Source organism: Paraburkholderia sp. PREW-6R, assembly GCF_039621805.1.
Classification (GTDB): Bacteria; Pseudomonadota; Gammaproteobacteria; order Burkholderiales; family Burkholderiaceae; genus Paraburkholderia.
In genome coordinates, this window is sequence record NZ_CP155073.1 from 1,740,292 (window position 1) to 1,756,313 (window position 16,022).

16 protein-coding genes are annotated in these 16,022 nt (G+C 65.1%); 3 read left to right on the forward strand and 13 right to left on the reverse strand.

Translation table 11 applies throughout. The annotated features are described in order from the left end of the window. Positions 1-27 precede the first annotated feature (27 nt). The 3 genes from AAGS40_RS07515 to AAGS40_RS07525 all read right to left on the reverse strand — a co-directional run bounded on the left by AAGS40_RS07515 (position 28) and on the right by AAGS40_RS07525 (position 1,931). Positions 28-420, reverse strand: a complete 393-nt coding sequence (locus AAGS40_RS07515; protein ID WP_345810660.1) for a copper resistance protein CopC — start codon at positions 418-420, stop codon at positions 28-30. Positions 421-435: 15 nt separating this feature from the next. Beyond that, complete coding sequence (locus AAGS40_RS07520; RefSeq protein WP_345810661.1) at positions 436-1,332, reverse strand: hypothetical protein; 897 nt, start codon at positions 1,330-1,332, stop codon at positions 436-438. Positions 1,333-1,448: 116 nt separating this feature from the next. Next, positions 1,449-1,931 carry a DUF2946 domain-containing protein gene (locus AAGS40_RS07525; protein ID WP_345814310.1) on the reverse strand — a complete coding sequence of 161 codons (483 nt, stop codon included), beginning with the start codon at positions 1,929-1,931 and terminating at the stop codon, positions 1,449-1,451. A gap of 179 nt (positions 1,932-2,110) precedes the next feature. On the opposite strand from AAGS40_RS07525, the gene AAGS40_RS07530 reads away from it, so the two are divergent. Continuing rightward, positions 2,111-3,448: a TAXI family TRAP transporter solute-binding subunit gene (locus AAGS40_RS07530; protein ID WP_345810662.1), complete on the forward strand. Its 1,338-nt coding sequence runs from the start codon at positions 2,111-2,113 to the stop codon at positions 3,446-3,448. Between the two features lie 39 nt (positions 3,449-3,487). Here AAGS40_RS07530 and AAGS40_RS07535 read toward each other — a convergent pair whose 3' ends face one another. From AAGS40_RS07535 to AAGS40_RS07560, 6 genes are all read right to left on the reverse strand, one after another. Next, positions 3,488-4,345 carry a ProQ/FinO family protein gene (locus tag AAGS40_RS07535; protein WP_345810663.1) on the reverse strand — a complete coding sequence of 286 codons (858 nt, stop codon included), beginning with the start codon at positions 4,343-4,345 and terminating at the stop codon, positions 3,488-3,490. Positions 4,346-4,489: 144 nt separating this feature from the next. Next, positions 4,490-5,851 carry an ATP-binding protein gene (locus AAGS40_RS07540; RefSeq protein ID WP_345810664.1) on the reverse strand — a complete coding sequence of 454 codons (1,362 nt, stop codon included), beginning with the start codon at positions 5,849-5,851 and terminating at the stop codon, positions 4,490-4,492. Next, positions 5,851-6,510, reverse strand: a complete 660-nt coding sequence (locus AAGS40_RS07545; RefSeq protein ID WP_345810665.1) for a response regulator — start codon at positions 6,508-6,510, stop codon at positions 5,851-5,853. Before AAGS40_RS07545 ends, AAGS40_RS07540 begins: the two co-directional genes overlap by 1 nt. A 167-nt stretch (positions 6,511-6,677) precedes the next feature. Next, positions 6,678-7,502: a hopanoid biosynthesis-associated protein HpnK gene (hpnK, locus tag AAGS40_RS07550; RefSeq protein WP_345810666.1), complete on the reverse strand. Its 825-nt coding sequence runs from the start codon at positions 7,500-7,502 to the stop codon at positions 6,678-6,680. Further along, positions 7,492-8,745: a bacteriohopanetetrol glucosamine biosynthesis glycosyltransferase HpnI gene (gene hpnI, locus AAGS40_RS07555; RefSeq protein WP_345810667.1), complete on the reverse strand. Its 1,254-nt coding sequence runs from the start codon at positions 8,743-8,745 to the stop codon at positions 7,492-7,494. The genes hpnK and hpnI (AAGS40_RS07555) overlap by 11 nt, the downstream gene beginning before the upstream one ends. 13 nt (positions 8,746-8,758) lie before the next feature. After that, a complete protein-coding gene (locus tag AAGS40_RS07560) occupies positions 8,759-9,124 on the reverse strand; it encodes a hypothetical protein (RefSeq protein WP_345810668.1) in 366 nt (121 codons plus the stop codon). A gap of 289 nt (positions 9,125-9,413) precedes the next feature. Between AAGS40_RS07560 and AAGS40_RS07565 the strand changes: the two genes are divergently transcribed. Both AAGS40_RS07565 and AAGS40_RS07570 read left to right on the forward strand, forming a co-directional pair. Next, entirely contained in the window at positions 9,414-10,073 is a 660-nt protein-coding gene (locus tag AAGS40_RS07565) for a response regulator (RefSeq protein WP_345810669.1), read from the forward strand. Continuing rightward, the gene (locus AAGS40_RS07570; RefSeq protein ID WP_345810670.1) at positions 10,070-11,473 is read left to right on the forward strand and encodes an ATP-binding protein; all 1,404 of its coding nucleotides are present in this window, start codon (positions 10,070-10,072) and stop codon (positions 11,471-11,473) included. Before AAGS40_RS07565 ends, AAGS40_RS07570 begins: the two co-directional genes overlap by 4 nt. A 54-nt stretch (positions 11,474-11,527) precedes the next feature. On the opposite strand, the gene AAGS40_RS07575 is transcribed toward AAGS40_RS07570, so the two are convergent. The 4 genes from AAGS40_RS07575 to AAGS40_RS07590 form a co-directional block, all read right to left on the reverse strand. Then, a complete protein-coding gene (locus AAGS40_RS07575) occupies positions 11,528-12,559 on the reverse strand; it encodes a lysylphosphatidylglycerol synthase domain-containing protein (RefSeq protein WP_345810671.1) in 1,032 nt (343 codons plus the stop codon). A 100-nt stretch (positions 12,560-12,659) separates the two neighbouring features. Further along, positions 12,660-13,820, reverse strand: coding sequence for a bacteriohopanetetrol glucosamine biosynthesis glycosyltransferase HpnI (gene hpnI / locus AAGS40_RS07580; RefSeq protein ID WP_345810672.1), 1,161 nt, complete (start codon positions 13,818-13,820; stop codon positions 12,660-12,662). After that, positions 13,817-15,238 carry a hopanoid biosynthesis associated radical SAM protein HpnJ gene (gene hpnJ / locus AAGS40_RS07585; RefSeq protein WP_345810673.1) on the reverse strand — a complete coding sequence of 474 codons (1,422 nt, stop codon included), beginning with the start codon at positions 15,236-15,238 and terminating at the stop codon, positions 13,817-13,819. The genes hpnI (AAGS40_RS07580) and hpnJ overlap by 4 nt, the downstream gene beginning before the upstream one ends. Positions 15,239-15,540: 302 nt before the next feature. Further along, positions 15,541-15,744, reverse strand: coding sequence for a cold-shock protein (locus AAGS40_RS07590; protein ID WP_144114068.1), 204 nt, complete (start codon positions 15,742-15,744; stop codon positions 15,541-15,543). Positions 15,745-16,022: the final 278 nt, after the last annotated feature.

The window sequence follows — 16,022 nt, forward strand, 5'->3', positions numbered from 1 at the left end:
GGCGAAAACGCGACCCGTATCCCGACGCTACTTCACGTTGAACGTGTAATCGCCATGCGTGCGATGACCGTCCGACGCTACCGCGACCCAGTGCACCGTGTACCGCCCCGCGCCCAACGACGGCAACGCTACGGTCATTTCGGCTGGCTGCTTGGCGTCCACCGCCGACTTCGCCGTGTTGACCTGTCTGCCGCCGGCATCGCTCACGTTCAGTGAACTGAACGCCGGTTCGAGCGGCCCGTCGAACAGGATGCGGACCTCGGCGGGCGACGCCACCGTGGCTCCGGCGCCCGGTTCCTGTTTTTGCGGAAACACGTGTGCGAAGGCCGCGCCGGCAATCGTCAATCCCGCGATCAGTGCGGCGCATCTGGCTGCCACGCTCGACGGGCGTAGAGCGTGTCTGTCGATTGAATTTTTCATCAGCTTTCTCCTGCGTTACTGGAACAACGGTTTGCCGATCGTGTTCGGCGCAACGTCGTCAAAGAAAATATGCGCCTGGACCAGAATGCCGACATGCGAGCCGCTCGCGTGGTTGACTGGAATCTGCGCTTCCACGCCGAACTGTCCGTAACGGTTGATCCAGATAAAGCCCGGGTTGACCGTGCCGGTAGTCTGCCCCTGGCTGCGTGAGAGCGGAATCTCCACCAGAGGAATGAGATTCGCGAACGGCTGCGGCAGACCCGCGTCATGCACGTGCTGCTGCAGATACGGCAGGCTGTACTGCACCGTGAAGCCGTAGTTGAACGCGTTCGGCTGCCCGGCGCCGGTCGTCAGCGCGGGGCCCGCTTCCGCCGTGATCGCGACAGGGCGCAGATACGCCAGCGCGTCCGGCAGGTCGCCCATCCCTTTGCCCGCGTAGATCGTCGGCGAAATCGTCGAGAAGTTGTCGGCGATCGCGCGGCTGCCCGTGCCGCCGATTTCGGCGTCCACACCGATCGACGTCATGAACTCGTGCGCGTCGTTCACATACAGCAGATATTTCAGGCCGACGCCAAAGTTGTCGAAGCCACGCGCCGTGGGATTGTTCTGCATCACATAAGCACCGTCGACGGAAACCGCGAGGCGCGGCGTAATCAGCTTGTCGTACTCGAAGTCAAAGGTATTGATGCTCTGGTCGCCGCTATCGCCCGGCACGCGCTGGTGGCCGTATTCGAGGTTGGCTTCGTCGCCGACGCCGGGATCGTCGACTGCCATCGTCGACGGAAAGACGCGGTCGCCCGCGATCGCGTGCGCGTGGGCGAGCGACGGCGCACCGAGCAACGCGCCGATCGTGGCCGCGACGAGCGGCGCAGCGCGCAGCAGGCTTTCGCTGCGCTTAAGGGAAGTCTGCATGGTCCATCCTGTTTCATAGGTCGTGGCAATGCCGGCGCGCGCGTCCACACGGACGCGCGCCCATAGCCGCGATGCGTGTCACGCATCGCGCGGCAATGACTGGTTTCGAACTCGATTCAGGCGATGAAAGGCGGGGCGCGCGGTTGCGCGGAGGTCAGCGGCTCGGCGCGGCGAACGCTCTCGAAGCGCGTCGCGACGGTGTGTTCGAGCGCGCGGATGGTGATGACAAAGCGCGCCGCGACGCTCGGCATCACGGGCAGATGCGCAAGCAGGCTGCAGTACCCACAGGCGTCGCCATCGGGCATCGCGGTTTGAGAGCCTGGGTGGGTGTGATGGCCTCGATCGGCACGAGGGATGCCGGAGTCGTCGGGTGGGTCAGATACGGGCGGCGCCTCGTCCACTGATGCTGCTTCCTGCATCGAAGGCATCGAGTCCATTGACGACATCGAACTCATCGACGGCATGTCGCAATGCTCGCCGGCCAGGGCGGCGCATGCATGGAGCGCGGCGAGCGTATGCGAGATCGTCGGCGCGAGCGTGGCCATCAGGATCGCGAACAACCCTAGCCAACTGCCGATCTTCCTGTGGAAACGACTCACGCTGCGCCCGCCGAACCGATGAGAAAAGCCGACGCGAATTATGCCATGCAGGACCGGCGTTTTTCGTACGACAGGTCCGACGTGTTCGCGGGCCGCGCCGTCAATAGAGCAAACTGCCAGAAGCAAGCCGGCGCGCGACAGTGGACAATGCGTGATCCAGCGTCCCGTACGGAGGGTTCATGAAAGCGCAGCGCCCGCGGCCCCCGCACTTCCCGGACGACGCCGCTCACGTGGAGTGGCGCGATCACACGCTGCTGTATGTCGCGGTGGCGGCCCTGATCGTGCTGGGGGTGACGCTGATCGTGTGGATAATCGATCCGGCGCCGCCCAGAACGATCACGATGAGTGCCGGACCGCACGACAGCTCGTTTCTGGTCGCAGCCGAACAATACAAGCGGATCCTGGCCCACAACGGCATCACGCTGAACGTGCTCGAATCCGACGGCTCGGTGCAGAATCTGAAGCGGCTGCTCGACCCCGCCCAACACGTCGACATCGCGTTCGTGCAGGGCGGCGTGGCCGACGGTCTCGACACTTCGACATTGATGTCGCTTGGCAGCGTGTTCTATGTGCCGGTGGTGGTGTTCTATCGCGGCACGGGACTCACCGAGCTGTCCCAGCTCGAAGGCAAACGGATCGCGGTGGGCCGCGAAGGCAGCGGCACACGTCAACTCGCGCTCAAGCTACTCGACGCCAATGGCATTGCGCCTGGTGGCACGACCACGCTGCTGCCGAGCGACGGACTGCAGGCCGCCACGCAGCTCGTCACGGGCGAGGCGGACGCCGCTATCCTGAGCGGCGATTCGGCTACGCGCGGCCTGATGTTGCGCGTACTCCGCGTGCCGGGCATCTCCGTGATGAATTTCGACGAGGCCCGCGCCTACACGCGCCTTTTCCCCTATCTGGACGAGATCGACCTGCCGCCTGGGGTACTGGATCTGCGGCACAGGATTCCACCCGACACCATCCACCTCGTCAGCCCGACTGTCGAACTGGTGGCTCGTGCGAATCTGCATCCGGCTATCTCCGATCTGCTGATCGAAGCTGCCCAGGAAGTGCACGGCTTGCCTGGTCTGCTGCAGCGGGCCGGCGAGTTTCCGAGCCCGGTTGCGCGGGACTACCAGATTAGCGAGGACGCGCAACGCTACTACAAGACCGGGAAGAGTTTCCTGTACCGGACGCTGCCGTTCTGGGTGGCGAGCATCGGCGATCGCGTGCTGGTGCTGCTGCTGCCGATGGCGGTGCTGCTGTTCCCGGCGATGCGGCTCATTCCGGCACTGTACCGCTGGCGTGTGCGCTCCCGCATCTACCGCTATTACGGCGCGCTGATCGCAATCGAGCGCGGCGCGCTCGCCGATTCGACCGCCGAGGAGCGCAAGCGGCTATTCGAAGAGCTGGACCAGATCGAGGCTTCGTTGAACCAGCTGCGAATGCCGCTGGCGTATGCCGACGCGTTCTACGTGCTGCGCGAACACGTCGGCTTCGTGCGCAGCCGGCTGGAAGCCGGTGCGGCCTGACGCCCGCCGCCCCTCGCGGGTGGCCGGGGTGTACGGGTGTCAGGCGTCGGAAGACGGCGCCGATTGGCCGGCGGAGGTGCCATCCGATTCCGCTAGCGTCTCCGCGTTCGCCGCCACGACCTGCGGAGCTGCTGCTGCGTCGCCTTGCGGTTGTGGGGAAGTGTCGGCCGCAGCGTTGTTTTTTGCGTTGGTCTCTGCGTTGGCCGCAGCATTCGCCGGGGCAGCGTCAGCCGCCGCAGGAGCCGCCGCCGGGGCCGCCACATTGGCCGCCGACGTGTCGGCGGACGGCGCCGTTCCCGTTGCACCTGCCGCGGCGGCAGCGGCCTTCTGCGCGCTCCTGCCGGCGCGGTGCGCCTGCAGCCGTTGTGCGCCGGCGGCTTCCTGCGCGGTGACCGTGCCCGCCGCCGCACCCGTCAGATCGACGCGTGCAGCGCCTTCCACGAGGCTTTTCCAGTAGCGGCTGCCACGGCACCAGGTCTTGATCGCGTCGCGCAACTCGGCTTCGCTCAGCGACAGATCTTTCGAGTGGACGACCAGGTCTTCGAAAATGCCGACCTTCAGCGGCAGCTTGGGCGCCGGATTCTTCGGGAACGCGTTCGGAAAGCGCTTTTGCAGCCTGCCGATCGATTTCACCACCGGGTCAACGGGCTTTGCATCCGCCGGCTTCGCTTCCGCCGGTTTCGCCTGCGCGGCGGCGGCCTGCTGGCGAGGCGCACCCTGCTGCGCCTGCGCGTTGCGGCCGCCGGGCGCGCCTTCGCGGCGCGGCGGCCCGGGCTTGCGGGCAGGCCTCGCGCCCGGCTTGCTGCCGGACTTCGCAGCCGGCTTGGCGGCAGGCGCAGCTTCGGCGCGTGCCGCGGCCAGTTGCTTCTTCAGTTCAGCGAGTTGTTCGAAACCCATAGCGCACAATCGATCGAGAAAGTCGAGATTGTAGCAGCGTGCGGCGACGTGCTCGTGACGAGGCTGTGACGCAGGCTGCGCGCGGCTCACCGCCCTTTCCGACGGCTGCGTTTGAACTGCCCGTTTTACACCTGCCCACGCCGCTCAGCGCAGTACCGCCGCTACATCCATTTCGCAGGCTGCCAGTCCTGACACGGACACGCACAAGCCTGGCCGGTCAGTGTTATTACGCAATTCGATCTGGAGTCGATGCCGCTCGGCAATCCGCGCGACGATCGCGAGCCCAAGGCCGCTGCCCTCGCCCCGCGCCTGTTCGCCGCGATAGAAGCGGTCGAAAACCCGCCCCAGCTCCGCAACCGGGATGCCGGCACCGCTGTCCACCACGTCGAAACCCACGTGATCGCCGGTACGCTTCAGAATCACGTCGACGCGGCCGCCGCGCGGCGTGTGGCGGATCGCGTTATTGATCAGGTTGTCCAGCAGAACGCTCATGCCGTGCGGCTCCGCGAGCACGGCGTAAGGATCGCTCTCCGAGCGCGCATTTTCGCATTCGAGCCCGAGGTCGATGTCCTTCGTCTCCGCCAGCAGCGACAGATCGCCCACTGCCTGCTCGCCGATCCGGCGCAGGCTCGTCGGCACCCTTGGCGCCACAGCCTGGGCGTCTTCGCGGGCGAGCGTCAGGAGTTGCTGCACGAGATGGATGGCGCGGTTCACGCGCCCTTCCACGCGCTCGAGTGTCTGCCGTTCGCCCTTGAGCGAACCGTCGCGCGAGGCCGCCTGGATCTGCAGCTTGAGCGCCGCGAGCGGCGAGCGCAGTTCGTGCGCGGCATCGGCAATGAACGTGCGTTGCGCCTGCGACGCCGTGTGCAGCCGCTGCAACAGGTCGTTGAGCGCCTCCACGAGCGGCCTGATTTCAACGGGGACGGTGCCGTCCAGCCGCAACGGTTCGAGCGAATCGAACGAACGGGTGGACAACGCGCGCGACAGGGCCCCGATCGGCGCCAGCCCACGCGCCACCACCAGCAGCACCAGAATGAACGTGACCGGCACCAGCAGTGCGAGCGGCCACAGCGTATGCAACGCGAGTTGCAACGCCAGGTCCTCGCGCACGGAAATGGGCTGCGCCACCTGCACATAGCGCCCCGGCTGCTGCACGCCGAAAGTACGCCAGTGACTTTCGCCGCGCTCGACCGTGTCGAAGCCCGGCGGCTGCCGCGTGAGAAACGGCGCGCGCACCGACCGGTAGGCAATGTTGCCGGCATGATCCCAGATCTCGATGACGACGCGGTCGTCCGCGAGGCCGCCCAGGTCCGGATCACGGTGCTCCCCGTCGCCGGCGCCCGTCAGGTTCGACGGCAAGGACAGCGCGATCGTCCGCAATTCATAGTCGAAGAGTTCGCTGGCTTCCTGGCGCGCGGTGTGGAAGATCGCGAAACCGGCCACGGCCGCCGCAGCCGTCAGCCCGAAAATCAGCCAGCCGAGCACCCAGCGGCGGATCGACGTCATCAGCACCTCTTGAGCCGGTAGCCCACGCCGCGCACGGTGACCACCTGATCCGCGCCGATCTTGCGCCGCAGGCTATGCACGTGGACCTCGATCGTATTGCTGCCCACTTCCTCGCCCCAGCCGTACAGCTTCTCTTCGAGTTCAGCCTTCGTGAACACACGCGTGGGCTCTTCGATCAACGCCTGCAGCAGCGCGAACTCGCGTGGCACGAGGGGCAGCACCGTGCCGGCCTTGGCGACTTCATGCGCGGCGGGGTTGAGCGAGAGCTCGCCATGCGTGTAGACGGGTTGCTTTTGCCCCGTGCGCCGCCGCAGGAGCGCGCGCACGCGTGCCGCCAGTTCGTCGAGGTCGAACGGTTTGATCAGGTAGTCGTCGGCGCCGGCGTCCAGTCCGCGAATCCGCTCGTCGATCGCGTCGCGCGCGGTCAGGATGATGACGGGCGCACCGTCCCCGCTCCTGCGGTACGCGTTGAGCACGGCAATGCCGTCTTTCTTCGGCAAGCCGAGATCGAGCAGCACGAGGTCGTACACGCCGTTGCCCAGCGACAGTTCCGCCGCGCGGCCGTCGTTGGCCCAGTCGATCGCGTAGCCGGCCCGGCGCATCGCGCCGAGGACGGTCTCCGCGATCATGTCGTCGTCTTCGACGAGTAGCAGCCGCATTGCTTAACCCCTCACCTGATTTTTTACGCATTGTCAGGCGAAACAGCTTAACGCGCCCTTATGGATCGCGCGAACCTCGCTGTGCGCGACGCCTCGGCATGGCACGCGAAGGCTTACTCCGCGGATTTGCGTTTCCAAAGCGGCGCTTGCGCTCGGCGAGCGCTCGCCTAGCCGCCCAGTACGTCGGTGAATCCTCCGAGCCTCAGGCCCGCTGCACGGATCGCGTTTGCGACCTTCGCCGACATGAGCGCCCGCAGCTCGTCATCGTGCCGGTATTCGCGCATGCCATCGCTCAGTGCGCGGTCTCCGGCCACGGCCGGGTGGCAGTAAATTTCGCCGACGCCCGGCGGCAAGCCCGCGAGCGCCGCCAGCCAGGCGGCCTCATCCATCCGGCCGCTGCCGGCGATGCCCACCACATAGTCGTTATGTGCGATGCCGGCGCGCTTCAGGCTCGCGCGCACATGCGCAAGCCAGGGCCGCAACCAGAACGGTGCGCCTGCTTCGAAGGGCAGCCGCATCGCCTTCATTCCGTACTCGCGGCCAATATCCAGAATCAGCGCGAGCACCGTGGGATGCAGATGAAAATGCTTGTGCGTGTTGACGTGATCGAGAGCCAGCCCGGTTCTTGCAAAGGCGTCGAACTGTGCGCGGATTTCATACGCGAGTTGCTTGCGCACCTGCGGCAGGAAGAAAAACCTCACGCCGTCGCGCACCATGTTGTCGCCGAAACGGCCGTGCGCGTCGACCAGGGCGGCGATGTCGTGCGACGGCGTCACCGCGTCGCCGTCCGCGAGCACCAGATGCAGACCCACGCGAAGTTGCGGCATCGTGCGCGCCCGCGCCACGGCGTCGCTCGCGGCCGGCGCGCCGATCATCAGGCTCGCCGCGGTCAGCACGCCGCCACGATGCGCGCGTTCCACTGCCATATTCACCCGCGGGTGCAGGCCAAAATCGTCGGCGGTCACGATCAGCGCGCGCGGCCTAACGTCCATCCGACGTCTCCATGACTTCCATTGCCTCCAGCACGTCCACGACGTTAAGCGCACCGTTATGCGAGCCCGACGTTTGCACGGGCATACGGGCGCCGCGCCACACCACGTGCGAGCCGAACGCGGCTGCACACCACTGCAGCGCCAGCAACGCATCACGCAGCGGCACGAGCGGCAGATCGCGCCAGAACGTGCGTTCGTGCCTCGCGGCACGCCAGTGCAGCAACAGCCGCGCCGCGCATCCCACCACCGTGCTGGCTGTACTCAGCGCGACCGGCGACGCCCAGCCGTGCGGATGCACGATGCCCGCGAGCCACGCGCCAGCGAGCAGCCACGGCGACGTGAACGTGACGAACAGGAACGCGAACCCCGCGGGATTCAGCGAGCGGATCGTGCGCAGCCAGCGCGTTTCGCGCTGCCACAGCGCGGCAAACGTCGGCTCGATGACGTCGGTCGCTACCATCACGCGCGACAATACTGTTCGCAGTCCCAACGTGCGCACGTGTTCGGCGAGCCAGTAGTCGTCGGCGAGACAGTTTTTTAGCGCCGCGAAACCGCCAATACGGTCGAGCGTGGCCCGGCGCAGCGCCAGCGTCGCGCCGAATCCGAAGCGTCGCGAGCCGGCCGCGTGCGCGACACGCACTGACGGCGCAAACCACTCGTTGATGAAAAGCGCGCCCACGCGCGGCCAGAATCCGCCGACGCCTTGCGCCACATAGAGACAGGTGACCACGCCCACCTGCGGATCGGCGAGCGGCGCGGCTACGGTGTCCAGATAATCCGGCTCGACGGCAATGTCGCTGTCCGCGATCACGATCACGTCATGCCGCGCGCGCCCGGCCATGTTGATCAGATTGCTGACTTTCAGATTGCTGCCGTGCACACGCGTGTCGATGGCGAGTTCGATATCGTGTCGCGGAAAGGCGGCCTGCAGGCGGCGCACCACGGCAACCGCCGGGTCGTCGGGCGACGACACACCGAGCACGAGCTGGAAATGGCCGTGCCGCTGGTAACAGAAAGTGCGCAGGTTTTCATAGAGACGCGGCTCGACGCCGCACAGCGGCTTGAGCACACTGACCCCTACTTTTGCGAACGCAGGCGCGGTGCGGTGCGGCGCGGTGCGCGCACCATCGCGGCGCGCCGCGAAAAACGGCATGGCGAGCGCCGCCAGGGTCGCGTACAGCGATGCGCCGGCACATCCGGCGAGCAGGACCCATTGGCACAGTGTCAATGTGTGCGCCGCCATCGTCCGGTGTCCGTCAGTGCTCGGCCAGCACGAACGGCCTGCGCGTGAAGCGCAGGTGAAGAATGACGAGCCAGCGGCGCGGACAGTCCGCGCCGACGGCGATGGCGGCCGGCTGGACGGCGTACGCGCCGTGCGACAGCGGCGTGGCATGGCGGCTTTGCATCGCAAGCGCGAACGCCGCGTGCGCAAATCGACGCACCGCGACGACGCTGCTCACGATCACCACGACTGCGAGCACGCGAAACGGGGCGGTAACGAAAGTGGCCTGGGAAACCGGCGAGACCAGCAATGCGACGCACGCCACCGCTTCGGCGGCCATGGCCGTGAACGAGGCAACCATCAGGTGCGCCCGCAGCATGTCGACAGTGGCTGGCTTCATCGTGGGGTCTCGTGATCCGGCAGGCGTGCGGCGCGCCCGAACGTGCATACAGGCGAGCCCTCGCGCTTTGCGTGATTCGTCAGCACAATCCGTCGACATGACCGGCCGACGCATTGCGCGAGCGTCATCCAATGAAGGGCGATGTTATCGATCCAAGCTGAAGGAAACCTTAAGCTTTGGAGCGTATAAAGCGAGGGGTGAACAGGATGGTAAAAGCACGGGATGGCGAGGACCATTGGTGCGAAAAGTGCCACACGTCATACGTTAAAAGGTAAAGGAAGGTCTGCTCATGCGTGTATTGCTCGTAGAAGACGACGACCTGATCGGCAATGGAGTCGAAGCCGGTTTGCGTCAGGCCGGTTTCACCGTCGACTGGACCCGGGACGGCCACAAGGCCGGGCTCGCGCTCGACACCACGCGCTACGCGCTGGTGGTGCTCGACCTCGGTCTGCCTCGCATCTCCGGCATGGACCTGCTCCGGCGTCTGCGCGGCGCGGGCAAGGACGTGCCGGTGCTCGTGCTCACGGCCAAAGGCACGGTCGGCGATCGTGTGACGGGTCTCGAGGCCGGCGCCGACGACTATCTCGGCAAGCCATTCGATCTGACCGAACTGATTGCACGCTGCCGCGCGCTGCTCAGACGCTCGCATGGGCGCAGCGTTGAAGTGATCCGCTACCGGAATCTGACGGTCAATCCGGCGGCGCAAACCGTCGAACTGGACAACGTTCGCGTGCCGCTCACGTCGCGCGAGTGGGCGGTTCTGATTCAACTTCTGACCCATCTGGGCGTGCCGCAGTCGCGTGCGCGCCTCGAGGAGAGCCTGTATGGCTGGCAGGAGGAAATCGAAAGCAACGCGATCGAGGTGCACGTGTCCAATCTGCGCAAGAAACTCGGCGCGAGTTTGATCCGGACCGTGCGCAACATCGGTTACGTGGTGGAAAAAGAATGACGTCCGCGTCCATTCGCCAGCGGCTCGTGCTGCTCGTGCTCGCGAGCATCGTGCTGATCTGGGGCATCGCGCTGATGTCGAGTTATCGTCAGGCCACGCGCGAAGTCGGCGAGTGGGAGGAAGCGCGCCTCGCGGAACTCGCACAGATTCTCGCGCTGCTCGATGAGCGCAATCTGACCACCCTCGCCAATGCGCGCATTGACGTACGGGAAGAAGAAAAAGGCGGCGAAGTGGGCGCGAACGACGCCGACGACGACGATTCGTTGCCGCGCGACGCGCTCTTCCAGGTGCGCGACCGGCACGGCGACGTGCTGGCCGGCAGTCCGCAGTTACGTGCGCTCGGCGCATGGAATCTGCCTCTGCCCGCGCAAAGCGGCGCGGAAGACATGACGCTGGGCAGCCAGATTTATCACACATTCACGCTGCGCAGTCCGTCGCCCGGCAACACCGTGCGCGTGTTCGAACTGGCCAACACGCGCAGCGACCTGGTCAGCGGCGTCGCGAGCCGGATCGCGCGGCCTACGCTGATCGCGCTGCCGGTGCTGGCGTTGCTGGTCTGGTTTGCAATCGGCTGGAGTCTGGCCCCGTTACGCACGCTCTCCGGCGCGATTCGCTCGCGCGACATCCACCGGCTCGAACCGGTCGACATCGGCCGCGCGCCGACCGAGGTGCGCCCGCTCGTGGACGCGATCAATGCGCTGCTATCGCGCCTCGTGCATTCACTGGAGCGCGAGCGCGCTTTTACCACCGACGCCGCGCATGAACTGAAAACGCCGCTGGCCGCGATCAAGGTGCAGGCGCAAGTCGCACTCGCGGAACCGGACAGGTCGTTGCAACGTCTCGCGATGGAACGCGTCGTGCAGGGGGTCGACCGGAGCGCGCGGCTTGCCGAGCAACTGCTGCTGCTTGCACGGCTGGACACGCAGGAAAAGATGGCTACGGCGCCGCTCAAACCGGCGGCGGTCGCCAAAGATGCGTTGCTCGCGACCGCCGGCAACGCGCAGCAGAAGGACATCCGCGTGACGCTGTCGGGCGACCCGCAGGCGCAGATCGACGCTGAGCCCGTGCTGATGGGCATCCTGCTCGACAATCTGCTCGATAACGCGATCAAGTACGGGCGGGTGGGCGGCAACGTCGAAGTCGACGTACGGCAGGCGGGCGACGAGGTGCACCTGATCGTACGAGACGATGGCCCAGGCGTCGCGGCAGACGACCTTGACCGGCTGACCCATCGCTTCTTTCGCGCGACCGGCAATCAGGCCACCGGCAGCGGGCTCGGTCTTTCGATCGTCGCCCGGATTGCCGAGCATTTTGGCGCGAGCCTGCGGCTCACCGGCGGCGACGACGCTCGCGGCCTCACGGTTCGGGTGTCGTTTCCCGCGCATGCAGCCACGCTTTGAGCGGAGACTGATGGTCCGATGGGGACGGCCAGCGACCGCCTGCCGGCCGACGCCTCATTCAGCGACACTCGCCCGCTCGGTCCGCGCCGTCCGCTTACGCTTGTCCGCCTGCCCTGACGCGTCGCGTCTCGCGAATTCCGCGAACTGCCACGCAAGCAGCCCGGGCAAAAAGATCAGCAGGTCGCGGATGCGGCGTGCGCCGGCGAGTGCAAGACAGATCGACGGATCGAGCCCTAATGCGCCGCCAATCAGGATAAAACCGCCCTCCTGCACGCCAAGGCCGCCCGGAACAAAAAACGCGGCGCTACTGATCGCCTGAATCAACGATTCGATGACGACGGCTTCGACGAGCGTGACACGCGCACCGAGGAAAAAGAGCGCAATCCAGATTTCGAGCGACGTGAGGAAACACTGCAACGGTTGCCAGAAAAACAGATACCGCAACACGACGAGGCGCCTGCGCCAGATTACTCTGATCGACTGATCGATCTGCGCGGACTGGCCGACCAGCGTCGCGAGTTTGCCGCTCGTCATGCGATTGAGCGCGCGCATGCTGCGCTCAAATGGGCTCGCATGCTGTACGAGCGCAAACAGCACGAGGAGAGGCGCGAGTACGACGACGCCCCACGCGAGCTGGGACGCCACGCGCAGCGTGCCGGAATGCGCATGGGCGAACAGGAAGCCGATGCCCACCATCGTGAATAGCAGCTGGCTGATGACGGTGAGCTGCATGTCCACGATGAGGCTGCCGACCGCCGTGGAGCCCCGCACGCCCCAACGCCTGAGCATGCGGAACGACACGACCTCGCCACCGATCCGCGCAACCGGCAGCATGCAGTTCACCGATTCGCGCACCCACACCAGATGGAGCATTTTTGCAACAGAAGGCCGGTTCGCGCCGCGAATCAGCGAGCGCCAGTCGCACGCGTTGGCGAGCATCGGCAACACATGCGCGAGCGCCGCCAGCAACAGCCCCATCCCCGCTGTGCGCAATGCGCCGAGCACCGCGACAGGATTGTCGCGACACACCAGCCATAGCGACACCAGCAAGCCGGCGAGCGCGGCCAGGCGCCCAAGGTGTTTCATGACGCCCACCCCGGTGTGCGTGGCACGACGTTGCCGGCGCATGCGCCGACTGTTCCTATCCCATGCCGAGTCGTTGCCGGCTCGCTTCCTGCGTCATTCATCATTCGTCCTGCGCCACCGACAGCAGCCCGTCGCCGTCCACCTTGAAACTGAATCCGCGCCAGATGACTCGCGAGGACCAGAAGCTCGCCACGAAGATCGCAAAGGACACGATATCCCATAAAGGCAGCAGCCATAAATCGCGATGCGGCTGGCGCAACGCGCGATCGGAGATCAGCTTCAGGGTGAGGCGCGCGCACATGGCGACGAACGCGAGGCCGCCTGCCCACGGCGCACCTCCCGAAAACACGAGTGCAAGTAGCGCAAACGCGAGCGGATAAATGAGCGCGGAGCCGAGATGGCCGAGCGGATCGATCCTCCGGATCGTACGGCTCCAGCGCAACTCGTGCGCGATCAGTTGCGTCGCACTGGATTCGACGCACGCATGTGAAATGTGAAATGGCGGGATCACCACTTTTTCGCCGATCATCCGCACGGCTTCGCCAATGGCATGATCTTCCGCGAGGTGCCGTACGAACGGCGTAAAGCCGCCGATTTTTTCAAGCGTATCGCGCCGCATTGCAATCGTCTGCCCGAAACATGGGCGTGCGAGACCCAGCGCGAGGCCGATCACCACGCCAGGAAGAAACTGGTAGTTGGTGGCCTTCGCCGACAGACGCGGCCAGAATCCGGGATCGGGTTGTCCGCGATACACGCAGGTGACAAGCCCCACGTTCGGCTTCTGCAACTCGCCGATCACATTGCGCAGGTAGTCGGGGCCGACGCTCACGTCGCTGTCCGCGAACACGAGCACGTCGTGTTGCGCGTGAGGCAGCATGTTCAGTATGTTGCTGATCTTGCGGTTCGGTCCGTACAGACGCGCATCGGCCACCACGGTGATGTGCGCTTGCGGATGAAGCTGGCGCAGATCCTCGACGGCCTGCAACGCAGGGTCCGCGCAGTCGTGAACTCCGAACAGGAATTGCACCGTTCCTGGGTAGTCCTGCTGACAGAAACTGGACAGATTGCGCAGCAGCGCCCATTCGTCGCCGTGCAGCGGTTTGACGATGGTGACGGCCGGAAAGCTGCTCGGTTCCGACACTTCCCGGGCGAAAAACCGGCCCATGAGCGCGCTGGCGAGCACCGTATAAGCCACACCCAAAACCGCACTTGCCGCACACGCACCGGTCAGCGTGACGGCGAGCAGGTGCGCGGCGCTCACGCCTCGTGCGCGCGCAAGAAGCGGAAGAATTCGACACCTTCGCGCAGGCGCCGCTTCATCATTTCCCAGCTGGTCAGCATTTCGCGCAGGATTTCCCAGATCTTCGACGGACGGAAATAGAAGCGCTTATAGAAGTTTTCGAGCTGATGATAGATCTCGTCGCGCGACAGGTGCGGATAGCCGATCGCCGCGAGCTGGACGCCCTCCTTGCTGACGAGATTGATGACCTTGTTCTCTTCGAGCCAGCCGTTCTCCACCGCCTGGTTGTAGAGCGTCGTGCCCGGATACGGCGCGGCCAGCGAGACCTGAATGGTGTGCGGGTTGATTTCTTTCGCGTATTCGATCGTCTTCTGGATCGTGTCCTGTGTCTCGCCTGGCAGGCCGAGAATGAACGTGCCATGAATCTTGATGCCGAGTTTTCGGCAGTCTTCGCTGAAACGCCGCGCGATGTCGGTACGCAAGCCTTTTTTGATGTTCAGCAGGATCTGGTCGTCGCCGGACTCGTAGCCCACGAGCAACAGCCGCAGCCCGTTTTCCTTCATGATCTTCAGCGTTGCGTAGGGCACGTTCGCTTTCGCATTGCACGACCACGTCACACCCAGTTTGCCCAGTCCGCGGGCGATCTCCTCCACACGCGGCTTGAAGTCGGTGAAGGTGTCGTCGTCGAACATGATCTCCTTGACTTCGGGCATGTTGTCGCGAATCCACTTCACTTCTGCCAGCACGTTTTCCACCGATCGTGTGCGATAGCGGTGGCCGCCCACCGTCTGCGGCCACAGGCAGAACGTACAGCGCGAACGGCAACCGCGCCCGGTATAGATCGAGACGTACGGATGCTTCAGGTAGCCGATGAAGTAGTTGTCGATCTTCAGATCGCGCTGGTACACCGGCGCGACGAACGGCAACTCATCCATGTTTTCGAGGATGGGACGCGCTTCGTTGTGCTCGATCGATCCGTCGGCCGCGCGATAGCTCAGACCTTTGATCTGCGCGAACGGCACACCGCCGGCCACTTCCTGACAGGTGAAATCGAACTCTTCGCGGCAGACGAAATCGATCGCGTCGCTGGCGGTCAGCGAATTGTGCGGGTCGACCGCGACCTTGGCGCCGACCATCCCGATCAGCAGCGAGGGTTTGCGCTTTTTCAGGTCTTCGGCGAACAGCGCGTCAGTCGGGAATGACGGCGTGCTGGTATGAATGATCACGAGTTCGTACTGCACGGCGATGTCAAGCGTCGCCTCGACCGACCGACCGTCGGCGGGCGCGTCGAGCACGCGGCTGTCAGGCACGAGTGCGGCGGGCTGCGCGAGCCATGTGGGATACCAGAACGAACGGACCTCACGCTTGGCCTGATAGCGTGAACCCGCGCCGCCGTCAAAACCGTCGTACGACGGCGCCTGTAAGAACAGCGTTTTCATAGACACTCCAGCAGGCCGTATCGGCGCTATTCGCTCCCTGTCCGAGAGCGATCGGAATCGTGCCCGCATCACGGCTTGCGGACTCGATTGAACGCGCAAATACTACGGAGCAAAGCTGAAGGAAACCTTAAGCAAAGATAGCCCTTACCGATAACGGCTCCGTCGCCAGAGACGGCCCTTGCTGCATCCTCAGTAATCCTGATAGCAGTGGGCAGGCAGCCCACCGTGCGGCCGCTTCTCTACTTTGGCCGGTTGGCCGGGCGGCCGCCGCGCACTCAGGCCGGGTGCGCGGCGGGCTCGCTTCACGCGGGCTTGATATCCGCAGCCTGCTTGCCTTTCGGTCCCTGCTTGATTTCAAAGCTGACCTTCTGGTTTTCCTGCAGCGACTTGAATCCCTCGGAGCGAATCTCCGAGAAGTGGGCGAAGAGATCTTCGCCGCCGTCGTCGGGGGTGATGAAGCCGAAGCCTTTTGCGTCGTTGAACCACTTCACTGTACCGGTTGGCATGTTGATCCTCGTAGGCATCTGGGTTGATTGACGTGCAGTCGCCGGATGGGACGGGTCCGGGCCGCTGCACCCGTAAGCGCCTGTGCCGGCGCCCGCTTCCGGCGTCTCGGACGCAGCCCGCAACCGGGGCGCCGTTCCGGCGAGGATTCCGGCGCCTGCTGCTGCCGTTTGACTCTACGCCTCTTTGCGCCGCACTGCTTCCGGTCTTTTTGCGCGCCGCCCCGCCCGTCCATCGCTGGCAACGGTCCAGCGTGCCAACGAAGGCGGCAATTCGCAGG

What these genes read in the sequence shown, in the direction of transcription:
- AAGS40_RS07590 (WP_144114068.1), bottom strand. Translation starts at nt 15,744, where the DNA reads ATGCCAACCGGTACAGTGAAGTGGTTCAACGACGCAAAAGGCTTCGGC.
- AAGS40_RS07575 (WP_345810671.1), bottom strand. Translation starts at nt 12,559, where the DNA reads ATGAAACACCTTGGGCGCCTGGCCGCGCTCGCCGGCTTGCTGGTGTCG.
- AAGS40_RS07545 (WP_345810665.1), bottom strand. Translation starts at nt 6,510, where the DNA reads ATGCGGCTGCTACTCGTCGAAGACGACGACATGATCGCGGAGACCGTC.
- AAGS40_RS07535 (WP_345810663.1), bottom strand. Translation starts at nt 4,345, where the DNA reads ATGGGTTTCGAACAACTCGCTGAACTGAAGAAGCAACTGGCCGCGGCA.
- hpnK (WP_345810666.1), bottom strand. Translation starts at nt 7,502, where the DNA reads ATGGACGTTAGGCCGCGCGCGCTGATCGTGACCGCCGACGATTTTGGC.
- AAGS40_RS07530 (WP_345810662.1), top strand. Translation starts at nt 2,111, where the DNA reads ATGAAAGCGCAGCGCCCGCGGCCCCCGCACTTCCCGGACGACGCCGCT.
- hpnI (WP_345810667.1), bottom strand. Translation starts at nt 8,745, where the DNA reads ATGGCGGCGCACACATTGACACTGTGCCAATGGGTCCTGCTCGCCGGA.
- AAGS40_RS07565 (WP_345810669.1), top strand. Translation starts at nt 9,414, where the DNA reads ATGCGTGTATTGCTCGTAGAAGACGACGACCTGATCGGCAATGGAGTC.
- AAGS40_RS07570 (WP_345810670.1), top strand. Translation starts at nt 10,070, where the DNA reads ATGACGTCCGCGTCCATTCGCCAGCGGCTCGTGCTGCTCGTGCTCGCG.
- AAGS40_RS07560 (WP_345810668.1), bottom strand. Translation starts at nt 9,124, where the DNA reads ATGAAGCCAGCCACTGTCGACATGCTGCGGGCGCACCTGATGGTTGCC.
- AAGS40_RS07540 (WP_345810664.1), bottom strand. Translation starts at nt 5,851, where the DNA reads ATGACGTCGATCCGCCGCTGGGTGCTCGGCTGGCTGATTTTCGGGCTG.
- AAGS40_RS07520 (WP_345810661.1), bottom strand. Translation starts at nt 1,332, where the DNA reads ATGCAGACTTCCCTTAAGCGCAGCGAAAGCCTGCTGCGCGCTGCGCCG.
- AAGS40_RS07515 (WP_345810660.1), bottom strand. Translation starts at nt 420, where the DNA reads ATGAAAAATTCAATCGACAGACACGCTCTACGCCCGTCGAGCGTGGCA.
- hpnJ (WP_345810673.1), bottom strand. Translation starts at nt 15,238, where the DNA reads ATGAAAACGCTGTTCTTACAGGCGCCGTCGTACGACGGTTTTGACGGC.